Raw genomic sequence first — 15,375 nt, 5'->3', positions numbered from 1 at the left:
CGTAAACCTAGTGAAGCAAGCCAATTGGTTTGTTAGTTGAAGCCGAGAACACCAAAGCACGCGCAGCGTTGAACCAGATCGCAAGGCTTTCGCGGGCCAAGACCTCCCACGCGATTGCGTTGTGGGGCTGAAGGCGTCGCACATCTTCTGACATGACGAGGTAGAAATTCTTTGTATTCGGCACCCCCATTTCCCAGCGCGCCCAGTGGAATGAAACCCATGAACGGGGCAGGTGGAAGGCTTCGGTTACGACGATGAAATCTTGGGCGTTAGGCGCAAGTTCCAAGGTGAACAGGGCATTTTGCAAGGTTGAGTGGGCACGCCCTTCGATAATTGTGGCTTCAGCGGGAACACCAAGAGACTGCGCGTATCGTGCCATTTGTCTGCCAGCACTTGGCCCATCCGCGCGCGCGGTTCCGCCCGAAAACACAATCACTGGCGCAAGGTCTGCTTCATATAGCTGGACACATCGGTCGACCCGTGTGAGGGCGGCCAGATCAAGGGTTCCATCAGGTTCCATCCCAGCACCAAGGCAAGCGATCACATCTGCCTGCTTCATTCCGCGAACATCAGGTTCGGGCCAAAGGAAGGTCCACGCGATCATCGCCAATGTCATCAAAGTGAAAGCGGCAATGCCCAGTATGACCAGCCGCCCGAGGAACCGGGCGAAACCCATTATTCCCACTCGATGGTGCCTGGAGGTTTGGACGTGATGTCATAGGTGACGCGATTGATGCCCGCGACTTCGTTGATGATGCGCGTGGCTGTTTCGCCCAAGAATTCATGGCTGAATGGGTAATAGTCCGCCGTCATACCATCGACAGAGGTCACAGCGCGCAACGCACAGGCGAAATCATAAGTGCGCCCATCGCCCATCACGCCAACGGTGCGAACCGGAAGGATCGCGACAAAGGCCTGCCAGATATCGTCATACAGCCCGTGCTTGCGGATTTGATCGATATAAACGGCGTCCGCTTCACGCAGGATGTCCAGTTTTTCGCGGGTGATTTCACCAGGGCAACGGATTGCAAGGCCTGGGCCAGGGAATGGGTGGCGGCCGATAAAGCTGGCGGGCAGGCCAAGTTCATGGCCCAACACGCGCACTTCGTCTTTGAACAGCTCACGCAGAGGTTCGACAAGCTTCAGGCCCATTTTTTCGGGCAGACCACCAACATTGTGGTGGCTTTTGATTGTCACCGACGGGCCACCGGAAAAGGACACGGATTCGATGACATCAGGGTAGAGCGTACCCTGCGCGAGGAACTCGGCGCCCTCAATCTCATTAGCGTATTTCTGGAACACGTCGATGAACAGCTTGCCGATGATCTTACGTTTGGTTTCTGGGTCCGACTGACCTTCGAGTTCGCCCAAGAACAGGTCTGCTTCATCCGCGTGGATGACTTGCAGGTTCATGTTGTCGCGGAACATCGCGATCACGTCCGCGCCTTCGTCTTTGCGCAGCAAACCGTGATCAACAAACACACAGGTCAGCTGATCGCCAATCGCTTCGTGCAATAATGCAGCCGTAACGGATGAATCCACACCACCGGACAAACCACAGATGACCTTTTTGTCGCCGACCTGCTCACGAATTTTTTCAATCGCGATGTCTTTATAGGCGTCCATGGTCCAGTCGCCTTTAAAACCGGCCAGTTTGACGAAGTTTTCATAAAGCTTCGCACCGCGCGGCGTGTGGTGGACTTCTGGGTGGAATTGCACGCCGTAAAAATGGCGGCTTGTGTCGGCCAGCACGGCGTATGGAGCGTTGGGGGAGGTGCCAAAGACCTCAAAACCCGGTGCGATTTTGGACACGTGGTCACCGTGGGACATCCAGACTTGCTCGTCTCCGTCTGTGAACCAACCGTCCAACAGATCAAGCAACCCCTTTGGCGTTACCTTAGCGCGACCAAATTCAGCGGTGCCGCCGCCGCCGGAAATCTTTCCGCCTTCAACAAGACCACCCAATTGCGTCATCATGGTTTGCTGACCGTAGCAAATCCCCAGAACTGGAATGCCCATAGCCCAGAGGCTTTCAGGCGCGCGAGGGCTGCCGTCGCGGGTCACCGAATCCGGTCCGCCTGACAGGATCACTGCTTTGGGCGCGATATCTGCCAAGACTGTATCTGTGACGTTCTGATAGGGGTGAATTTCGCAATAGACATTCTGTTCCCGCAAACGTCGCGCAATCAGCTGCGTCACTTGGGAACCAAAGTCGATGATGAGCAGGGTGTCGTGTGTGATATTATCCATGACGCGTCGTAAATCGGACCGCGCGAGGGTGCAAGGGTGCGCAGTGTGTATGAATGTCGCTTTCGCCTCTTAATGGCCGCTTCTTTTCAAATCAGAGAAGACTGCGCGGTGTAGCTTCCTCAACAACAGGATTCTAATAGGGTGAAAACGATGTCGGACGCAGCACAAAAGGCACCAGCACGACGCGGACGCGGGGGCGGCGGTGCTGCACGGCGCGCAGAACGTTCTGCCGTTAGCTTTGAGACGGCAAAAACAATCGAACGCAAAATTCCAAACCTTGAGATGCTGTCTGAAGAGGCGCTTGATATCATCGAGGCAAATGCAGAAACCGTACTGGAAGAAATCGGCGTTGCCTTTGTCGACAATCCCGAGGCGCTGGAGCGTTGGAAATCCGTTGGCGCAGAGGTAACGGGTGAGCGGGTTCGCATCCCCAAAGGCCTTGCACGCAAGCTTTGTGCCACTGCACCTAGCACGTTTGTTCAGCACGCACGTAATCCAGAGCGCAATGTTACGATTGGTGGCGACAATCTGGTGCTGGCCCCTGTTTACGGACCACCCTTCGTGCGCGACGCAGAAGGTGGCCGCCGTTACGCAACGATCGCGGATTTTGAGAAGTTTGTGAAGCTGGCCTATATGTCCAAGTGGCTACACCATTCAGGCGGCACCGTGTGCGAGCCAACAGATGTGCCCGTTAACAAACGCCACCTTGATATGTTGATGGCGCACATGACCCTGTCGGACAAACCATTCATGGGGTCCGTGACCGAGCCAAGCCGTGCAAAAGACAGCATTGAGATGTGTGAGATCTTGTTCGGCAAGGAATTTGTCGCCGACAACACGGTCATGACGTCGCTGATCAACATAAACTCACCGTTAACCTTTGATCAGACAATGATGGGTGCGCTTGAGGTTTATGCCGCACATAATCAAGCGGCGATTATCTCGCCGTTTATCGTTGGCGGAGCCATGGCGCCTGTGTCTGTCATGGGCACGTTGACGCAAGTTCTGGCCGAAGTCTTGGCCGGCATCGCCTATAGCCAAATCATTCGCCCCGGTGCTCCTGTGATTATGGGCACCTTTGTGACCTCGATCGACATGAACTCTGGCGCGCCAACATTTGGCACACCGGAAGCTGCTCAAATCACCAATGGGGCAGGGCAGTTGGCCCGTCGCCTTGGGGTGCCGTACCGCTCTGCCGGGTCTTTCTGTGGTTCCAAATTGCCTGATGCGCAGGCGGCATATGAAACATCCAATAGCCTGAATATGGGGCTGTTGTCTGGCGTAAACTTCATGCTGCATTCTTGTGGTTGGCTCGAAGGCGGGCTTGTGGCTGACTTTGAAAAATTCGTCTTGGACGCAGACCAGTTAGGCACATTGCACCACATCGCCAAGGGCGTCGAAATCGATGAAAACGCCCAAGCGATGGATGCCATTCGCGAGGTTGGTCCGGGTGGTCACTACCTCGGCTGTGCTCATACGCAAGCGAACTTCAAAACCGCTTTCTGGCGCTCGGAAGTGTTTGATTACAAACCATTTGAGACCTGGGAAGAAGAGGGCGCACGCGATAGCCAAACACTCGCGTCAGGGCGCGTTGCAAAGCTAATCGAGACCTATGTTGCACCCCCTCTTGATCCGGAAATTCGTGCAAAACTCGAAGCGTATGTCGCTGAGAAAAAGGCCGCGGAACCCGACAGCTTTATGTAACGGCAAAGCTGGCGGGGTCGCGTCACTTGCGCCTTACACTTCCTGAAGAACCGCGTAGCCCCGCGCGGTTCTGGACGCTTGGGATGCCTTTAAGATGCGGGCTTCGCACATCAAAGCGACCAGTGCTTCGACATGCTTTGCGACTGAATACTCAGCGCGGTTGTTTAACCGCTGAATGTCCAATTCTCGTTCTACATCCATCAACCTGATGATTGCTTGTGCCGGACCAGGAACGGCTTCCGTTTTAAGTAGCCGGCGCAAGTGCTGAACACGTTTATAGTCTGCCAAACCATGACGCGCTGTGCGTACCAAAAGTGTAGGGCGTTTGAGCCGCGAGATCATTGTCAGAACGTCTTCCATGTCGAGTCTCCCTCATTCAACTTTCGCCAATGTGACACAACTTATAAGGGTGTTGCGTGTGGATATCTCTGAGCGTTCGGTGCGTTTACAATTGGTTACCAAATAGAAACAATCCTATGACCCTGTGAATAATATTAACTTTTCGGAAACAATTAACGGCAACGGTTGAGTTGCCTTTCGGTTTGTCGAACCGGAAAGCTGGGAATTGGGGACAGGAATGACTGAAGCGAAAACCGCCACGCGCGCGGTGCCGTCTTGGGTGCCTAATGAGGTGCGAAATTACGTGTTTCACACGGAGATGGGGCAACCCATTCGGGTGTTGGCACGATCACAATCCTGCCATGCCTCAACGATCATGCGACAGATCCGTAAGGTCGAGACACGGCGCGATGACCCTCTCGTTGATCGCGCAATCAAAGCCTTAGCGGAGGAAAACTCCACAAAGCCTGTTCCGAATGGTCTGGAGATGATGCAAGCCCTACGACATCTCGCGAAGCCAAACGCGATGTTGGCGATTGCTCTGGGGATGGATCAAGGCGTGATCATTCATGACACAGCCAAGGGCGATCCGGACCACGGCACCAAACTGCCTTCTGAAACTGCAATGACCCTTGCCTTGCGGGGCTGGATCGAAGGAGGCCAAACCGTCGGACGCGTCTTACGGTACCGTATAACGCAATCAGGTCGCGTGGCTTTGCGCGAATTGACGGCGGAGACGGAAAATCGTGCCCGTGCGATGGCCGAAGCACCAGCATCTTTTGAAGGTGCGCCGACAGGGACAGGCACGTGGCTTGGGGATAGCGCGGATAAGCCAAATATGGTGCGTCAGCCGTCACAAGAAAGCCCTGTGCAAGCGCTTGCGCGGCGCAAAGACCGAGACGGGAAGCCGTTTCTTACCCGCGTGATGGTACGTGCAGCTGAACGACTGCGTGAGGACTATGAACTCGCTCTTGTGAGCCAAAACCGAGCGAAACGTACCACGTTGGATTGGCGCGGTTTGCTTCATTCGATCGAATCCTATCAACCGGTCGATACAAGCGCGGATAACGCCGTTGGTCAAATGCAGGCTGCATTGGTATTTCTTGGGCCGGGGCTCTCGGAGGTTGCGCTGCGGTGTTGTTGTTTGCTTGAAGGCCTTGAAACCACTGAGAAGCGCATGGGGTGGGCTGCACGGTCGTGTAAGGTCGTGTTACGCATCGCACTGCAACGTCTTGTTTTACATTATGAAGAGCAGGGGAGCTTGGGGCCGCGCATTGGTTAGGCATTGGCGGCCATGCAACCGACGCAATCCCGCAAATCACCCAAGCAAGACACTTGGATCGTCAGGCGTTTTTCCTTAAGTACGACGCAAGAGGAGAAGCCTATGTCACCGCGCGATCTCAAGATTCCGGCCCAACGCCACCCTGAAAAGCAGCGTCGCCCTGATAATCCGCAACCGAAGAAACCGGACTGGATCCGCGTTAAAGCACCGGTTAGCGAAGGCTACAAGGAAACGCGCGACATCATGCGCGAGCACAAACTGACGACAGTGTGCGAAGAGGCTGGGTGCCCAAACGTAGGCGAATGTTGGTCCCAAGGCCATGCAACAATGATGATTATGGGCGAGGTCTGCACGCGGGCCTGTACCTTCTGCAACATCGCTACAGGTAAGCCACCCGAAGCATTGGACGTCTTTGAACCTGGTCGCGTTGCAGATGCGGTCAAGAAATTGGGGCTGAAACACGTGGTGATTACATCCGTGGATCGCGACGATATTGAAGATGGCGGTGCAGAACATTTCGCACAAACCATCCGCGCCATTCGCAAGCAGTCCCCAAGCACGACAATTGAAATCCTGACGCCTGACTTTATTCGATGCGACCCATCTGTGTTAGAGATCGTTGTCCAAGCAAAGCCTGATGTGTTCAACCACAACCTTGAAACGGTGCCGGGTCTATATCCAGAGGTTCGCCCAGGTGCGCGGTACTTCCATTCGCTGCGTCTACTTCAACGCGTTAAGGAACTCGACCCGACAATGTTCACCAAGTCAGGCATCATGGTTGGCCTTGGCGAAGACAAACAAAGCGTGACCCAGGTGATGGAAGACATGCGGGCAGCGGACATCGATTTCTTAACGATCGGCCAGTATCTGCAACCCACGCCGAAGCACCACAAAGTGGATCGGTTTGTGACACCGGAAGAATTCGCGTCCTATGAAAAGACGGCCTTCAACAAGGGCTTCCTGATGGTGTCTTCAACGCCTTTGACGCGGTCCAGCTATCACGCAGGCGATGATTTTGCGAAATTGCGAACCGCACGGATGGCGAAGTTCGGCGCGTGACGCATGCCGCGCCAGAAGGCGAACTCACACTTCAAACTGTTGCCTTTCCCAAAGACACCAATTCCGGTGGTGACATTTTTGGCGGCTGGGTGATCAGTCAGATGGATATCGCGGCGGGAACGACTGCCGCGCAACGCGCCAAAGGTCGGTGCAGCACCGTTGCGATCGAAGCCATGCGGTTTCATGCGCCTATCTTAGTCGGCGATCTGGTGTCTGTTTACACGCAGATCACCAAGACAGGCCGCACATCCATCACCATGCATGTGGAAACTTGGGTACGTCGCCAGCGTACAGGCGAAATCGCGATGGTGACTGAAGGTGATTTCACCTTTGTCGCGATCGAGAAATCAGGTGTTAAGCGGGAATTGCCACCAGAGTAGGCGACCAATCATTTAGGTAAAACGCACCTTGCCAATGAAGGGCAGGTTGCGGTTGCGTTGTGCGTAATCAATGCCGTAGCCGACAACAAATTCATCCGGAATTTCAAAGCCCGTCCAATCCGCCCGCATATCCACTTCGCGGCGCGATGGTTTATCGAGCAAGGCGATGGATCGCAATTTCCGCGGATGGCGCGTGTTCAGCATATCAATGACCTGATGCAGCGTGTGGCCCGTATCAACGATATCTTCAACCACCAGAACATCACGACCTTCGATCTGACCGCGCAAGTCTTTGAGAATGCGCACCTCACGTGAGGATTCCATACCGTCGCCGTAGGAGGACGCTTCAAGAAAATCGACCTCAACAGGCAAATCCAATTCACGCACCAAATCCGCAATGAACACGAAGGACCCGCGCAACAGGCCAACAACAACCAGTTTGTCAGTGTCTTTGAATTCCGTCTGAATGGTTTTGGCCAAGTCTTCGATGCGCGCCGCAATCGATTTGGCTGATATCATCTCGTCGATCACGTAGGGGGCGTGCGTCATTGGGTCCGGACCTTGTGCCAATTGCTTGAATTTCCCCGCGAACCATACGACATGGGGAGAGAGAGTCACGCGCGAAAGTTCGATATGCCCGCCCATTCCGAGACCAGACACCTGCCATACAGCGCTGAGCAAATGTATGCGTTGGTCGCTGACGTTGCGAACTACCCTAAGTTTTTACCTTGGACTGCGGCAGCACGCATTCGATCACGCGATGAAATGGTGGATCATACAGTGATGCTGGCGGATTTGGTTGTCAGTTTCAAAGTGTTTCGGGAAAAATTCGGCAGCCGCGTTGTGCTCTGGCCAGAGCTGCGTAAAATTGAAACAGAATACATCGATGGGCCCTTCAAATATCTGCAAAGCGTTTGGACGTTCACAGATGTTGATGGCGGTTGTGACGTGCATTTTGAGGTCGATTTCGAATTTAAGAACCGTATCCTACAAGGCGCAGCTGGCATGTTCTTCAATCAAGCCATGCAACAAATCGTCCACGCATTCGAGAAACGAGCCGCAACGCTGTACGGATAAGGTGGACGCCGCAACGAATGTCCCCTTTGTCCGCTAACCGGACAATAAACTGAAGCTCCGCATCAGCCGCACGAAAAAGGGCGCCGGTTAGGGCGCCCTTAAAAATACTTAGATTTCTGGCGACGAGTTAACTTGTCATGTCGTAGGCGCGCTCGCCGTGTGATGTAAGGTCGAGACCTGTGTATTCGTCTTCTTCGCCAACACGGATCGGGAAAACTGCTTTGACCACGACGACAATCACAACAGTTGTGACCACCGTCCAAATTCCGACCACAGCAAGGCCACCCAATTGGGCAGTCCAGCTCGCGTGGCCAAAGACCGCCAACATGATGATACCAAAGATACCACCAACACCGTGAACGGCGAACACATCCAATGTGTCGTCGATCTTGAGCTTGTTCTTCACGATCGAACACAGCTCTTGGCACATGATGCCAGCAACGCCACCAATGATCAGCGCTTCAACCGGGCCTACGGAACCGGATGCAGGCGTGATTGATGCGAGGCCCGCGATCGTACCGGTAACCAGACCAACGAGAGAGGATTTACCGTAACGAATACGTTCCCACAAAATCCAAGTGAGGGATGCAGTTGCCGCTGACAGATGCGTAACCGTGATTGCCATTGCCGCACCACCATTCGCCGCCAGTTCAGACCCGCCGTTAAAGCCGAACCAACCAACCCAAAGCATCGCAGCACCTATCATAACCATACCAGGGTTATGGGGCGGCTTGTGCTTGTCACGACGTGGGCCAAGAAAGAACGCTACGATCAGTGCCGCAAGACCCGCCGTTTGGTGCACAACGATACCACCGGCAAAGTCGTTCACGCCATCCGCGAACAGGGACCATTCTGCGCCAGCCAGCAAACCACCGCCCCAAATCCAGTGGGCGACAGGAGCGTAGCAAATCAACATCCAAAGGCCCGAGAACGTCATCACGAAGGCAAATCCGATACGTTCAACATAGGCCCCGACGATCAATGCGGGGGTGATGATGGCAAATGTCATCTGGAAGACGAAGAACAGGATTTCGGGGATCGTTTGTCCGTCAATCACAGAGTCTTCTGTGACACCGTTCAGGAACATCTTACCAAGGCCGCCCCAGTAGGCGTTGCCGTCACCGAATGCGATTGAATAGCCAAACGCGAGCCAAAGGACCGACATCAAACAGGCAATGCTGAAACATTGCATAAAGACGCTGAGCACGTTGCGAGCGCGCACAAGGCCGCCATAAAATAATGCCAACCCGGGGAGGGTCATAAACAACACAAGTGCTGTTGCGACGATAATCCAAGCGGTGTCCGCTCCGTTCATGAGGTGTTCCTTTTCTTAACTGGAAAACCTCAAAGCGCACTTTTTATGGGTTAAAAAGAAGCAAGCGGGCACAGAGCCGCATAAAATGCGAGCATTTTTTGGATGCTGTAAATTCAGGCGTGTGTGGCGCGGAACGCCCAAAAAAGAAGCTAAAGTGAATCGAGTGCGTCGGCGATCAAAGACAGGGCCATATCAACGCTACGCTGACGCACCTGCGCGCGTCCCAAGGGGCCAAACTCATGGGTAACAGTTGAAACGGTTTCGCCAATAGCCAGCCCGAAGCACACGCGACCTTCAGGTTTGTGTTCCGATCCTCCCGGTCCAGCGATGCCCGTGATAGACACTGCAATGTTCGAGCCTGCGGCGTTTGCAGCACCGCGTGCCATTTGCGCGGCGACCTCTTCGCTGACGGCTCCATGTGCCTCCAAGGTGTCGGCCTGAACGGACAACATTTCGACTTTTGCGGCATTGGAATAGGTCACGTACCCGTGCTCAAACATGGCCGAGCTACCAGCGATATCCGTGATCGCAGCGCTTACAAGACCGCCTGTGCAGCTTTCGGCGGTCGTTATAGTAACGTCCTTGGCGATGGCCGCAGTGACAATTTCACTGGCCAGTGTCACTGCATTACCCCGTGCCAAAGCCCGGCGAGAACCACGACCCAAAGTGCCGCAAACAGCCCTGCGATCACATCATCCAGCATCACGCCTGTCGCGTTGTTTTTGCGATCAGCCCAACCGACAGGTCCGGGTTTCATGATGTCGTACAGGCGGAACATCGCGAATGCGACGATCCAACCGGGCCAGAGCGATATTGACGGCATGCCAACATAGGACGCACCGATCATCACAGGCGCAAGAGCGATCCATTGACCGACGACTTCATCAATCACGATCTCGGACGGGTCATGGTTGTCTTTGCCTTCCGTCATGATCTTCGTAGCGATGTAGCCTTTGATATATGCCGCTGGAATTGCGATGACGAACAGCCAGAGGCCGCCAAACTCATACATCAACCACGCGAGGGGCAGGGCCATGAATGACCCCCAAGTCCCCGGTGCGGGCTTTAGATAACCAACGTAGAAATACGTTGCCGTGATCTCTGCCCAGCGGTTCTTCATGCTGTCATTCCTTTAACAAGGGTTACGGTCGCCAGAGCTGCAATGCCTTCGCCGCGCCCTGTGAACCCAAGACGCTCGGACGTTGTGGCCTTGACGCTGACGCGATCTATGTCGAGGCCCATGATCTCGGCCATGCGGGTGCGCATTGATTGTGCCACAGGGCCGATCTTTGGGAACTCGCAAATAAGTGTACAATCCATATGGGTGATTTCGAACCCCATCTCACGGGCTAAATCACAGGCATGTGTGAGGAAAACATGACTTTCAACACCTTTCCATTGCGGATCACTCGGCGGGAAGTGTTGACCGATATCGCCACGACACAACGCACCGTAAATGGCATCGGTAACCGTGTGCATTCCGACATCGGCATCCGAATGCCCTTGCAGGCCGCGGTCGTGCGGAACTTTTACGCCGCACAGTACTACATGGTCGCCGTTTCCGAAACGATGCACGTCAAATCCGTTGCCTGTTCTAATATCCAAAGGTGTCTCCAGTAATTTAGCGGCCCGCGCGAAATCCTCGGGCATGGTAATTTTGATGTTGCGTGCATCGCCTTGAACAATCGCAACATTAAGGCCTGCAAGCCGCGCCACTTCAACGTCGTCGGCGACCGGGTGGGTGTTGTTTTGATGTGCGTTCAGAATCTCTTCGCGATGAAATCCTTGTGGCGTCTGAGCTGCGTACAGCGCCGTTCTATCCTGAACACCGGTTACTTTGCCTTCCGCTCCGGTCCAAAGCGCGTCTGTCACGGGCATAGCAGGCGCCGCGCCTTGATGGTCATCCAGCGCATCGCAAACCCGAGAAATCACTTCACTTGGGCAGCAACATCGCGCCGCATCATGGATCAACACACGATCCGCTTTCGCTGCCATCACGCCGTTCTGCACAGAAATCGAGCGATCCGCGCCTCCGATGGCAATTTCGGCAACACGATCCAGGCCAAGCGCGCGCACCCGATCGTGATCATCCGCGGCAATAACAAGGACAATTTCGTTCACTTGCGGGTTTGCAACAAACAGGTCTAGCGTATGTTCTACAACGGTTTTACCGGCGATCTGTTGCCACTGTTTTGGAACTTCGCCACCCGCACGAAGACCACGTCCGGCTGCGACGATTATTGCGGCGACTGTTGGCTTTGTTTGCATGGGGCGGAAACGTCCTTGTTGGTCGCCCCGTTCTACCCAGCGCAGTGCTTGGGGGGAAGAGGATCAACGTCATTGCACAAATATTAGGCGCTTAATGTTTTGTGCCTTTTAAATAGACGTGATTTCTTGAGTGTATAGTAAAATCAAGTTACTCCAACCACATGCACAGCGAAATTCCACTACCTACGCCAAATAGCCCGGTGGCCCTCGCGCCGCTGGCGGGCATAACGGATTTACCGTTTCGCCAGCTGGTCGCGTCCTTTGGCGCGGGTTGGGTTGTTTCGGAGATGGTCGCCAGCCAAGAAATGGTGCAGGCGAAACCGGGTGTTCGCGAAAAAGCTGAACTTGGCTTCGATCAAGGCAATACAGCCGTGCAGCTGGCGGGGCGCGAAGCCCATTGGATGGCAGAAGCCGCGCGACATGTCGAAGCTAACGGCGCCGCGATGATCGACATCAACATGGGGTGCCCTGCGAAAAAGGTTACAAGTGGGTATTCTGGCTCTGCGTTGCTGCGTGATCTCGATCACGCGTTGACGCTGATCGATGCGGTTGTTTGTGCGGTAGGCATACCTGTAACGCTAAAAACCCGACTTGGTTGGGACGATGCGCTGTTGAATGCCGCTGAGCTGTCGAAACGCGCCGAGAACGCCGGAATTTCGCGGATCGTCATTCATGGTCGTACCCGTTGCCAGTTCTATAAAGGCCGCGCTGATTGGGACGCCATCGCTCCGATCAAGGAAGCGGTTTCAATTCCTGTGATCGCCAATGGCGACATTGTCAGCACCCATACTGCAAAGACAGCTTTAAAGGCGTCTGGCGCTGACGGCGTGATGATCGGGCGCGGTGCACAAGGACGGCCGTGGATATTGCGTGACGTGGCAATGGAACTTTCGGGGCAGGCGGCCCCAGCATCCCCAAAGGGAGCCGATTTTGTTGACATGGCATCAAGCCACTACGACGCGATGCTGTCTTTTTACGGCGACGAACTCGGCGGCAGGGTCGCGCGAAAACATCTGGGTTGGTACATGGATCAATCCCAACCAGACCCTTCCTTACGCAAAGCTGTTTTGACCGAACGATCAAGCACGAAGGTCTTCAAATTGCTTCAAGATGCGCTTGCAAGCGAGGCCCTCACATGAACGCCCTTTGGAATTCTTTGCCGGTCCCCGCATTACTACTGAACCGCGATGATACAATTGCGCAAAGCAACCCCGCTGCTGAGGCATTTCTAAACCTGTCTACCAAAGTATTGGTCGGGGCGAGCGTTTGGGAAAAGGTAATGATCGACGCGCCGCTTGAGGCCGCTTATGCGCGCGCAAGCGAACACCGCACATCCCTGTTTGTGAACGATGTCGACGTAAGCAGCGGTGAGCGCACACCCATGCAATGCAACATCCAATTCGCACCTCTGAACGACCCCGACGCAATGATTGGCGATCAGATGCTAATGATTATTGCGCCACGCGAGATGGCCACGCGGATGAACAACTCAGCGAAGTCCGTCCGCGCAGCAAGGTCTGCAATCGGGATGGCTGAAATGCTGGCCCATGAAATCAAGAACCCGCTGGCTGGCATCACGGGCGCGGCACAACTTTTGTCGATGACCCTATCTAACGAAGACCGCGAATTGACGGATTTAATCGTCGAAGAATCCCGCCGTGTTGTGAAACTGCTCGAACAGGTCGAGCAGTTCGGCAACATGCAGCCGCCCAATCGCCAACCTGTGAATATTCATGACGTATTGGACCGCGCACGGCAGTCGGCCTCTGTCGGATTTGGCGCACATATGATGTTTATTGAGGACTATGACCCATCCCTGCCGCCGACCTTCGCGGACCCTGACCAGTTGTTGCAGGTGTTGTTGAATCTGTTGAAAAACGCATCACAAGCGGGCTCTGCTGGCGGATCGATAAGACTCCATACATTTTATGAACCCTCTCTTCGGATGCAGCGCAAAGATGGGACAGCTGCACGTTTGCCTTTGCAGATTGAGATCATCGATGATGGCCCCGGATTGCCCGAAGACATCGCTGCAGATGTGTTTGAACCCTTTATTTCAGGGCGCGAGAACGGCACGGGCCTTGGCCTTGCCCTCGTGAGTAAATTGATTTCGGACGTTGGCGGCTGGATATCCGTCGACTCCGTTCCTGGGCGATGCGTGTTTCGAGTATCGCTGCCCGTTGTTCCCAAAGAATTTTCAGGAGAGGCATAAATGGATGGCACAGTTCTGGTCGCAGATGACGACCGCACAATCCGCACGGTTCTAACGCAAGCGCTGACGCGGGCAGGGTGCAAGGTTCATGCCACATCGTCGCTCGTGACGCTGATGCGTTGGGTCGCAGAAGGCAAAGGTGATCTGGTCATATCAGATGTGGTCATGCCGGACGGCAACGGATTGGATCAGCTCCCCAAGATTGCGGAATTGCGGCCCAATTTGCCCGTCATCGTCATCTCGGCGCAGAACACCATAATGACGGCTATCAAGGCGGCGGAGGCCGAAGCCTATGACTATCTTCCCAAACCGTTCGACTTACCCGACTTGATGAAACGCGCGGCCCGTGCGCTTGAGATGAAGCCACGCCGCGCAACAACTGCGGCAGATGACAGTCAGAGCGAAGACCTACCGCTCGTTGGCCGCACAGCGGCTATGCAGGCGCTCTATCGTCTGGTCGCGCGTGTTATGAACACATCGCTGTCGGTCCTTGTTACTGGTGAAAGTGGCACAGGCAAAAGCCTGATTGCACGCGCGATCCACGATTTTTCTGATCGACGCTCATTGCCGTTTGTTGTTGCTGCAGCGTCTGACCTTGAAGGAATGGACGGGCCGCAATCGCTATTGTCGCGCGTGAAAGCGGGCAGCCTTGTGTTTGATGAAGTGTCCGATTTGTCGATGGACGCACAGGCACGGATCGTTCGAATGCTGGACGCCTTGGGCGACACAGCGCCGCGCATTATGGCCACGTCGCGCACGGACCTATTGGACGCACTTGAAAAGGGCGCTTTGCGCGAAGATCTTTATTACCGATTGGCTGGCGTGACAGTTGCTGTGCCACCTTTGCGTGACCGCGTGGATGATATTCCCTTATTGGCTGAGCATTTCTTAACCCGCGCCGAACGCGAAGGCGCGCCTGCGCGAAGTTTGGCGAGTGATGCGATTGATATCGTTCGGGCTTACACTTGGCCCGGCAACGTGCGTCAGCTTGAAAACGTGATCCGTCGCCTCGTTGTGACGTCCAGCAATCCGGACATCCACCGCCCGGAAGTCGAACAAGTCCTCGGCTCACAACCGGCTATTGAGCCGCTCAACACTGGGCAGGCGGACAAACTGTCCGGATCTGTGGAACAACACTTGCGCCGCTACTTTGATTTGCATGGCGGTGCTTTACCACCAGCGGGACTTTACCAACGTATTTTACGAGAAGTTGAGGCGCCGTTGATTGAAATCGCCTTAGACGCGACGCTCGGCAACCAAGCTAAATGTGCCGATTTGCTTGGCATCAACCGCAATACCTTGAGAAAAAAGATCACGGAACTGGATATCCGCGTGACACGCCGCCGCAAAATGATGTAAAAGGGCAACAACCGTGGCCCTCTGGCCCCACCTCATCTCGTTTGGTGGAATCAGGGTAGGATCACATCAAACAGGCGGCGGGCATTGTGTGGTTTAACTACGGCACATAAGCCCTTGGTAAACGGGGAAA

16 protein-coding genes are annotated in these 15,375 nt (G+C 54.7%); 8 read left to right on the top strand and 8 right to left on the bottom strand.

Features of this window, described 5'->3' with window-relative positions; genetic code table 11:
- Window positions 1-7: 7 nt before the first annotated feature.
- Window positions 8-676, bottom strand: coding sequence for a YdcF family protein (locus tag OCA8868_RS01430; RefSeq protein WP_245847978.1), 669 nt, complete (start codon window positions 674-676; stop codon window positions 8-10).
- Window positions 676-2,250, bottom strand: a complete 1,575-nt coding sequence (guaA, locus tag OCA8868_RS01425) for a glutamine-hydrolyzing GMP synthase (RefSeq protein WP_093994771.1) — start codon at window positions 2,248-2,250, stop codon at window positions 676-678. The genes OCA8868_RS01430 and guaA overlap by 1 nt, the downstream gene beginning before the upstream one ends.
- 150 nt (window positions 2,251-2,400) lie before the next feature.
- On the opposite strand from guaA, the gene OCA8868_RS01420 reads away from it, so the two are divergent.
- The gene (locus tag OCA8868_RS01420) at window positions 2,401-3,954 is read left to right on the top strand and encodes a trimethylamine methyltransferase family protein (RefSeq protein ID WP_093994770.1); all 1,554 of its coding nucleotides are present in this window, start codon (window positions 2,401-2,403) and stop codon (window positions 3,952-3,954) included.
- 33 nt (window positions 3,955-3,987) lie between these two features.
- Here OCA8868_RS01420 and OCA8868_RS01415 read toward each other — a convergent pair whose 3' ends face one another.
- Complete coding sequence (locus OCA8868_RS01415; protein WP_093994769.1) at window positions 3,988-4,314, bottom strand: DUF6477 family protein; 327 nt, start codon at window positions 4,312-4,314, stop codon at window positions 3,988-3,990.
- A gap of 217 nt (window positions 4,315-4,531) precedes the next feature.
- Here OCA8868_RS01415 and OCA8868_RS01410 point away from each other — a divergent pair, with 217 nt between their 5' ends.
- The 3 genes from OCA8868_RS01410 (at window position 4,532) to OCA8868_RS01400 (ending at window position 7,014) form a co-directional block, all read left to right on the top strand.
- A complete protein-coding gene (locus tag OCA8868_RS01410; RefSeq protein WP_093994768.1) occupies window positions 4,532-5,575 on the top strand; it encodes a DUF6456 domain-containing protein in 1,044 nt (347 codons plus the stop codon).
- A 102-nt stretch (window positions 5,576-5,677) separates the two neighbouring features.
- Window positions 5,678-6,634: a lipoyl synthase gene (gene lipA, locus OCA8868_RS01405; protein ID WP_093994767.1), complete on the top strand. Its 957-nt coding sequence runs from the start codon at window positions 5,678-5,680 to the stop codon at window positions 6,632-6,634.
- Window positions 6,631-7,014: an acyl-CoA thioesterase gene (locus tag OCA8868_RS01400; protein WP_093994766.1), complete on the top strand. Its 384-nt coding sequence runs from the start codon at window positions 6,631-6,633 to the stop codon at window positions 7,012-7,014. The genes lipA and OCA8868_RS01400 overlap by 4 nt, the downstream gene beginning before the upstream one ends.
- 12 nt (window positions 7,015-7,026) lie before the next feature.
- Here OCA8868_RS01400 and hpt read toward each other — a convergent pair whose 3' ends face one another.
- On the bottom strand, window positions 7,027-7,563 hold the full coding sequence (gene hpt / locus OCA8868_RS01395; RefSeq protein ID WP_093995472.1) for a hypoxanthine phosphoribosyltransferase: 537 nt from the start codon (window positions 7,561-7,563) through the stop codon (window positions 7,027-7,029).
- A gap of 84 nt (window positions 7,564-7,647) precedes the next feature.
- On the opposite strand from hpt, the gene OCA8868_RS01390 reads away from it, so the two are divergent.
- On the top strand, window positions 7,648-8,091 hold the full coding sequence (locus OCA8868_RS01390) for a type II toxin-antitoxin system RatA family toxin (RefSeq protein ID WP_093994765.1): 444 nt from the start codon (window positions 7,648-7,650) through the stop codon (window positions 8,089-8,091).
- 127 nt (window positions 8,092-8,218) lie between these two features.
- On the opposite strand, the gene OCA8868_RS01385 is transcribed toward OCA8868_RS01390, so the two are convergent.
- The 4 genes from OCA8868_RS01385 to OCA8868_RS01370 form a co-directional block, all read right to left on the bottom strand.
- Window positions 8,219-9,406 carry an ammonium transporter gene (locus tag OCA8868_RS01385; protein WP_093994764.1) on the bottom strand — a complete coding sequence of 396 codons (1,188 nt, stop codon included), beginning with the start codon at window positions 9,404-9,406 and terminating at the stop codon, window positions 8,219-8,221.
- A gap of 149 nt (window positions 9,407-9,555) precedes the next feature.
- Complete coding sequence (locus OCA8868_RS01380) at window positions 9,556-10,029, bottom strand: CinA family protein (protein WP_093994763.1); 474 nt, start codon at window positions 10,027-10,029, stop codon at window positions 9,556-9,558.
- A complete protein-coding gene (locus OCA8868_RS01375; RefSeq protein WP_093994762.1) occupies window positions 10,026-10,526 on the bottom strand; it encodes a phosphatidylglycerophosphatase A family protein in 501 nt (166 codons plus the stop codon). Before OCA8868_RS01375 ends, OCA8868_RS01380 begins: the two co-directional genes overlap by 4 nt.
- Window positions 10,523-11,674 carry a bifunctional 2-C-methyl-D-erythritol 4-phosphate cytidylyltransferase/2-C-methyl-D-erythritol 2,4-cyclodiphosphate synthase gene (locus OCA8868_RS01370; protein WP_093994761.1) on the bottom strand — a complete coding sequence of 384 codons (1,152 nt, stop codon included), beginning with the start codon at window positions 11,672-11,674 and terminating at the stop codon, window positions 10,523-10,525. The genes OCA8868_RS01375 and OCA8868_RS01370 overlap by 4 nt, the downstream gene beginning before the upstream one ends.
- Window positions 11,675-11,835: 161 nt before the next feature.
- Here OCA8868_RS01370 and dusB point away from each other — a divergent pair, with 161 nt between their 5' ends.
- Genes dusB through OCA8868_RS01355 form a run of 3 tightly spaced genes read left to right on the top strand, consistent with a single transcriptional unit; the run spans window position 11,836 to window position 15,245 of the window.
- Entirely contained in the window at window positions 11,836-12,813 is a 978-nt protein-coding gene (gene dusB / locus OCA8868_RS01365; protein WP_093994760.1) for a tRNA dihydrouridine synthase DusB, read from the top strand.
- Window positions 12,810-13,886, top strand: a complete 1,077-nt coding sequence (locus OCA8868_RS01360; protein WP_093994759.1) for a two-component system sensor histidine kinase NtrB — start codon at window positions 12,810-12,812, stop codon at window positions 13,884-13,886. Before dusB ends, OCA8868_RS01360 begins: the two co-directional genes overlap by 4 nt.
- Window positions 13,887-15,245, top strand: a complete 1,359-nt coding sequence (locus OCA8868_RS01355; protein ID WP_093994758.1) for a response regulator — start codon at window positions 13,887-13,889, stop codon at window positions 15,243-15,245.
- Window positions 15,246-15,375 lie beyond the last annotated feature (130 nt).

Origin of the sequence: Octadecabacter ascidiaceicola, assembly GCF_900185015.1 — a bacterium.
In the GTDB taxonomy this organism is placed as follows: Bacteria; Pseudomonadota; Alphaproteobacteria; order Rhodobacterales; family Rhodobacteraceae; genus Octadecabacter; species Octadecabacter ascidiaceicola.
Note: the sequence above shows the minus strand (reverse complement) of the source record. Positions and strands in the feature narration are given on the sequence as shown.

What these genes read in the sequence shown, in the direction of transcription:
- OCA8868_RS01430 (WP_245847978.1), bottom strand. Translation starts at nt 676, where the DNA reads ATGGGTTTCGCCCGGTTCCTCGGGCGGCTGGTCATACTGGGCATTGCC.
- guaA (WP_093994771.1), bottom strand. Translation starts at nt 2,250, where the DNA reads ATGGATAATATCACACACGACACCCTGCTCATCATCGACTTTGGTTCC.
- OCA8868_RS01420 (WP_093994770.1), top strand. Translation starts at nt 2,401, where the DNA reads ATGTCGGACGCAGCACAAAAGGCACCAGCACGACGCGGACGCGGGGGC.
- OCA8868_RS01415 (WP_093994769.1), bottom strand. Translation starts at nt 4,314, where the DNA reads ATGGAAGACGTTCTGACAATGATCTCGCGGCTCAAACGCCCTACACTT.
- OCA8868_RS01410 (WP_093994768.1), top strand. Translation starts at nt 4,532, where the DNA reads ATGACTGAAGCGAAAACCGCCACGCGCGCGGTGCCGTCTTGGGTGCCT.
- lipA (WP_093994767.1), top strand. Translation starts at nt 5,678, where the DNA reads ATGTCACCGCGCGATCTCAAGATTCCGGCCCAACGCCACCCTGAAAAG.
- hpt (WP_093995472.1), bottom strand. Translation starts at nt 7,563, where the DNA reads ATGACGCACGCCCCCTACGTGATCGACGAGATGATATCAGCCAAATCG.
- OCA8868_RS01390 (WP_093994765.1), top strand. Translation starts at nt 7,648, where the DNA reads ATGCCCGCCCATTCCGAGACCAGACACCTGCCATACAGCGCTGAGCAA.
- OCA8868_RS01385 (WP_093994764.1), bottom strand. Translation starts at nt 9,406, where the DNA reads ATGAACGGAGCGGACACCGCTTGGATTATCGTCGCAACAGCACTTGTG.
- OCA8868_RS01375 (WP_093994762.1), bottom strand. Translation starts at nt 10,526, where the DNA reads ATGAAGAACCGCTGGGCAGAGATCACGGCAACGTATTTCTACGTTGGT.
- OCA8868_RS01370 (WP_093994761.1), bottom strand. Translation starts at nt 11,674, where the DNA reads ATGCAAACAAAGCCAACAGTCGCCGCAATAATCGTCGCAGCCGGACGT.
- dusB (WP_093994760.1), top strand. Translation starts at nt 11,836, where the DNA reads ATGCACAGCGAAATTCCACTACCTACGCCAAATAGCCCGGTGGCCCTC.
- OCA8868_RS01360 (WP_093994759.1), top strand. Translation starts at nt 12,810, where the DNA reads ATGAACGCCCTTTGGAATTCTTTGCCGGTCCCCGCATTACTACTGAAC.
- OCA8868_RS01355 (WP_093994758.1), top strand. Translation starts at nt 13,887, where the DNA reads ATGGATGGCACAGTTCTGGTCGCAGATGACGACCGCACAATCCGCACG.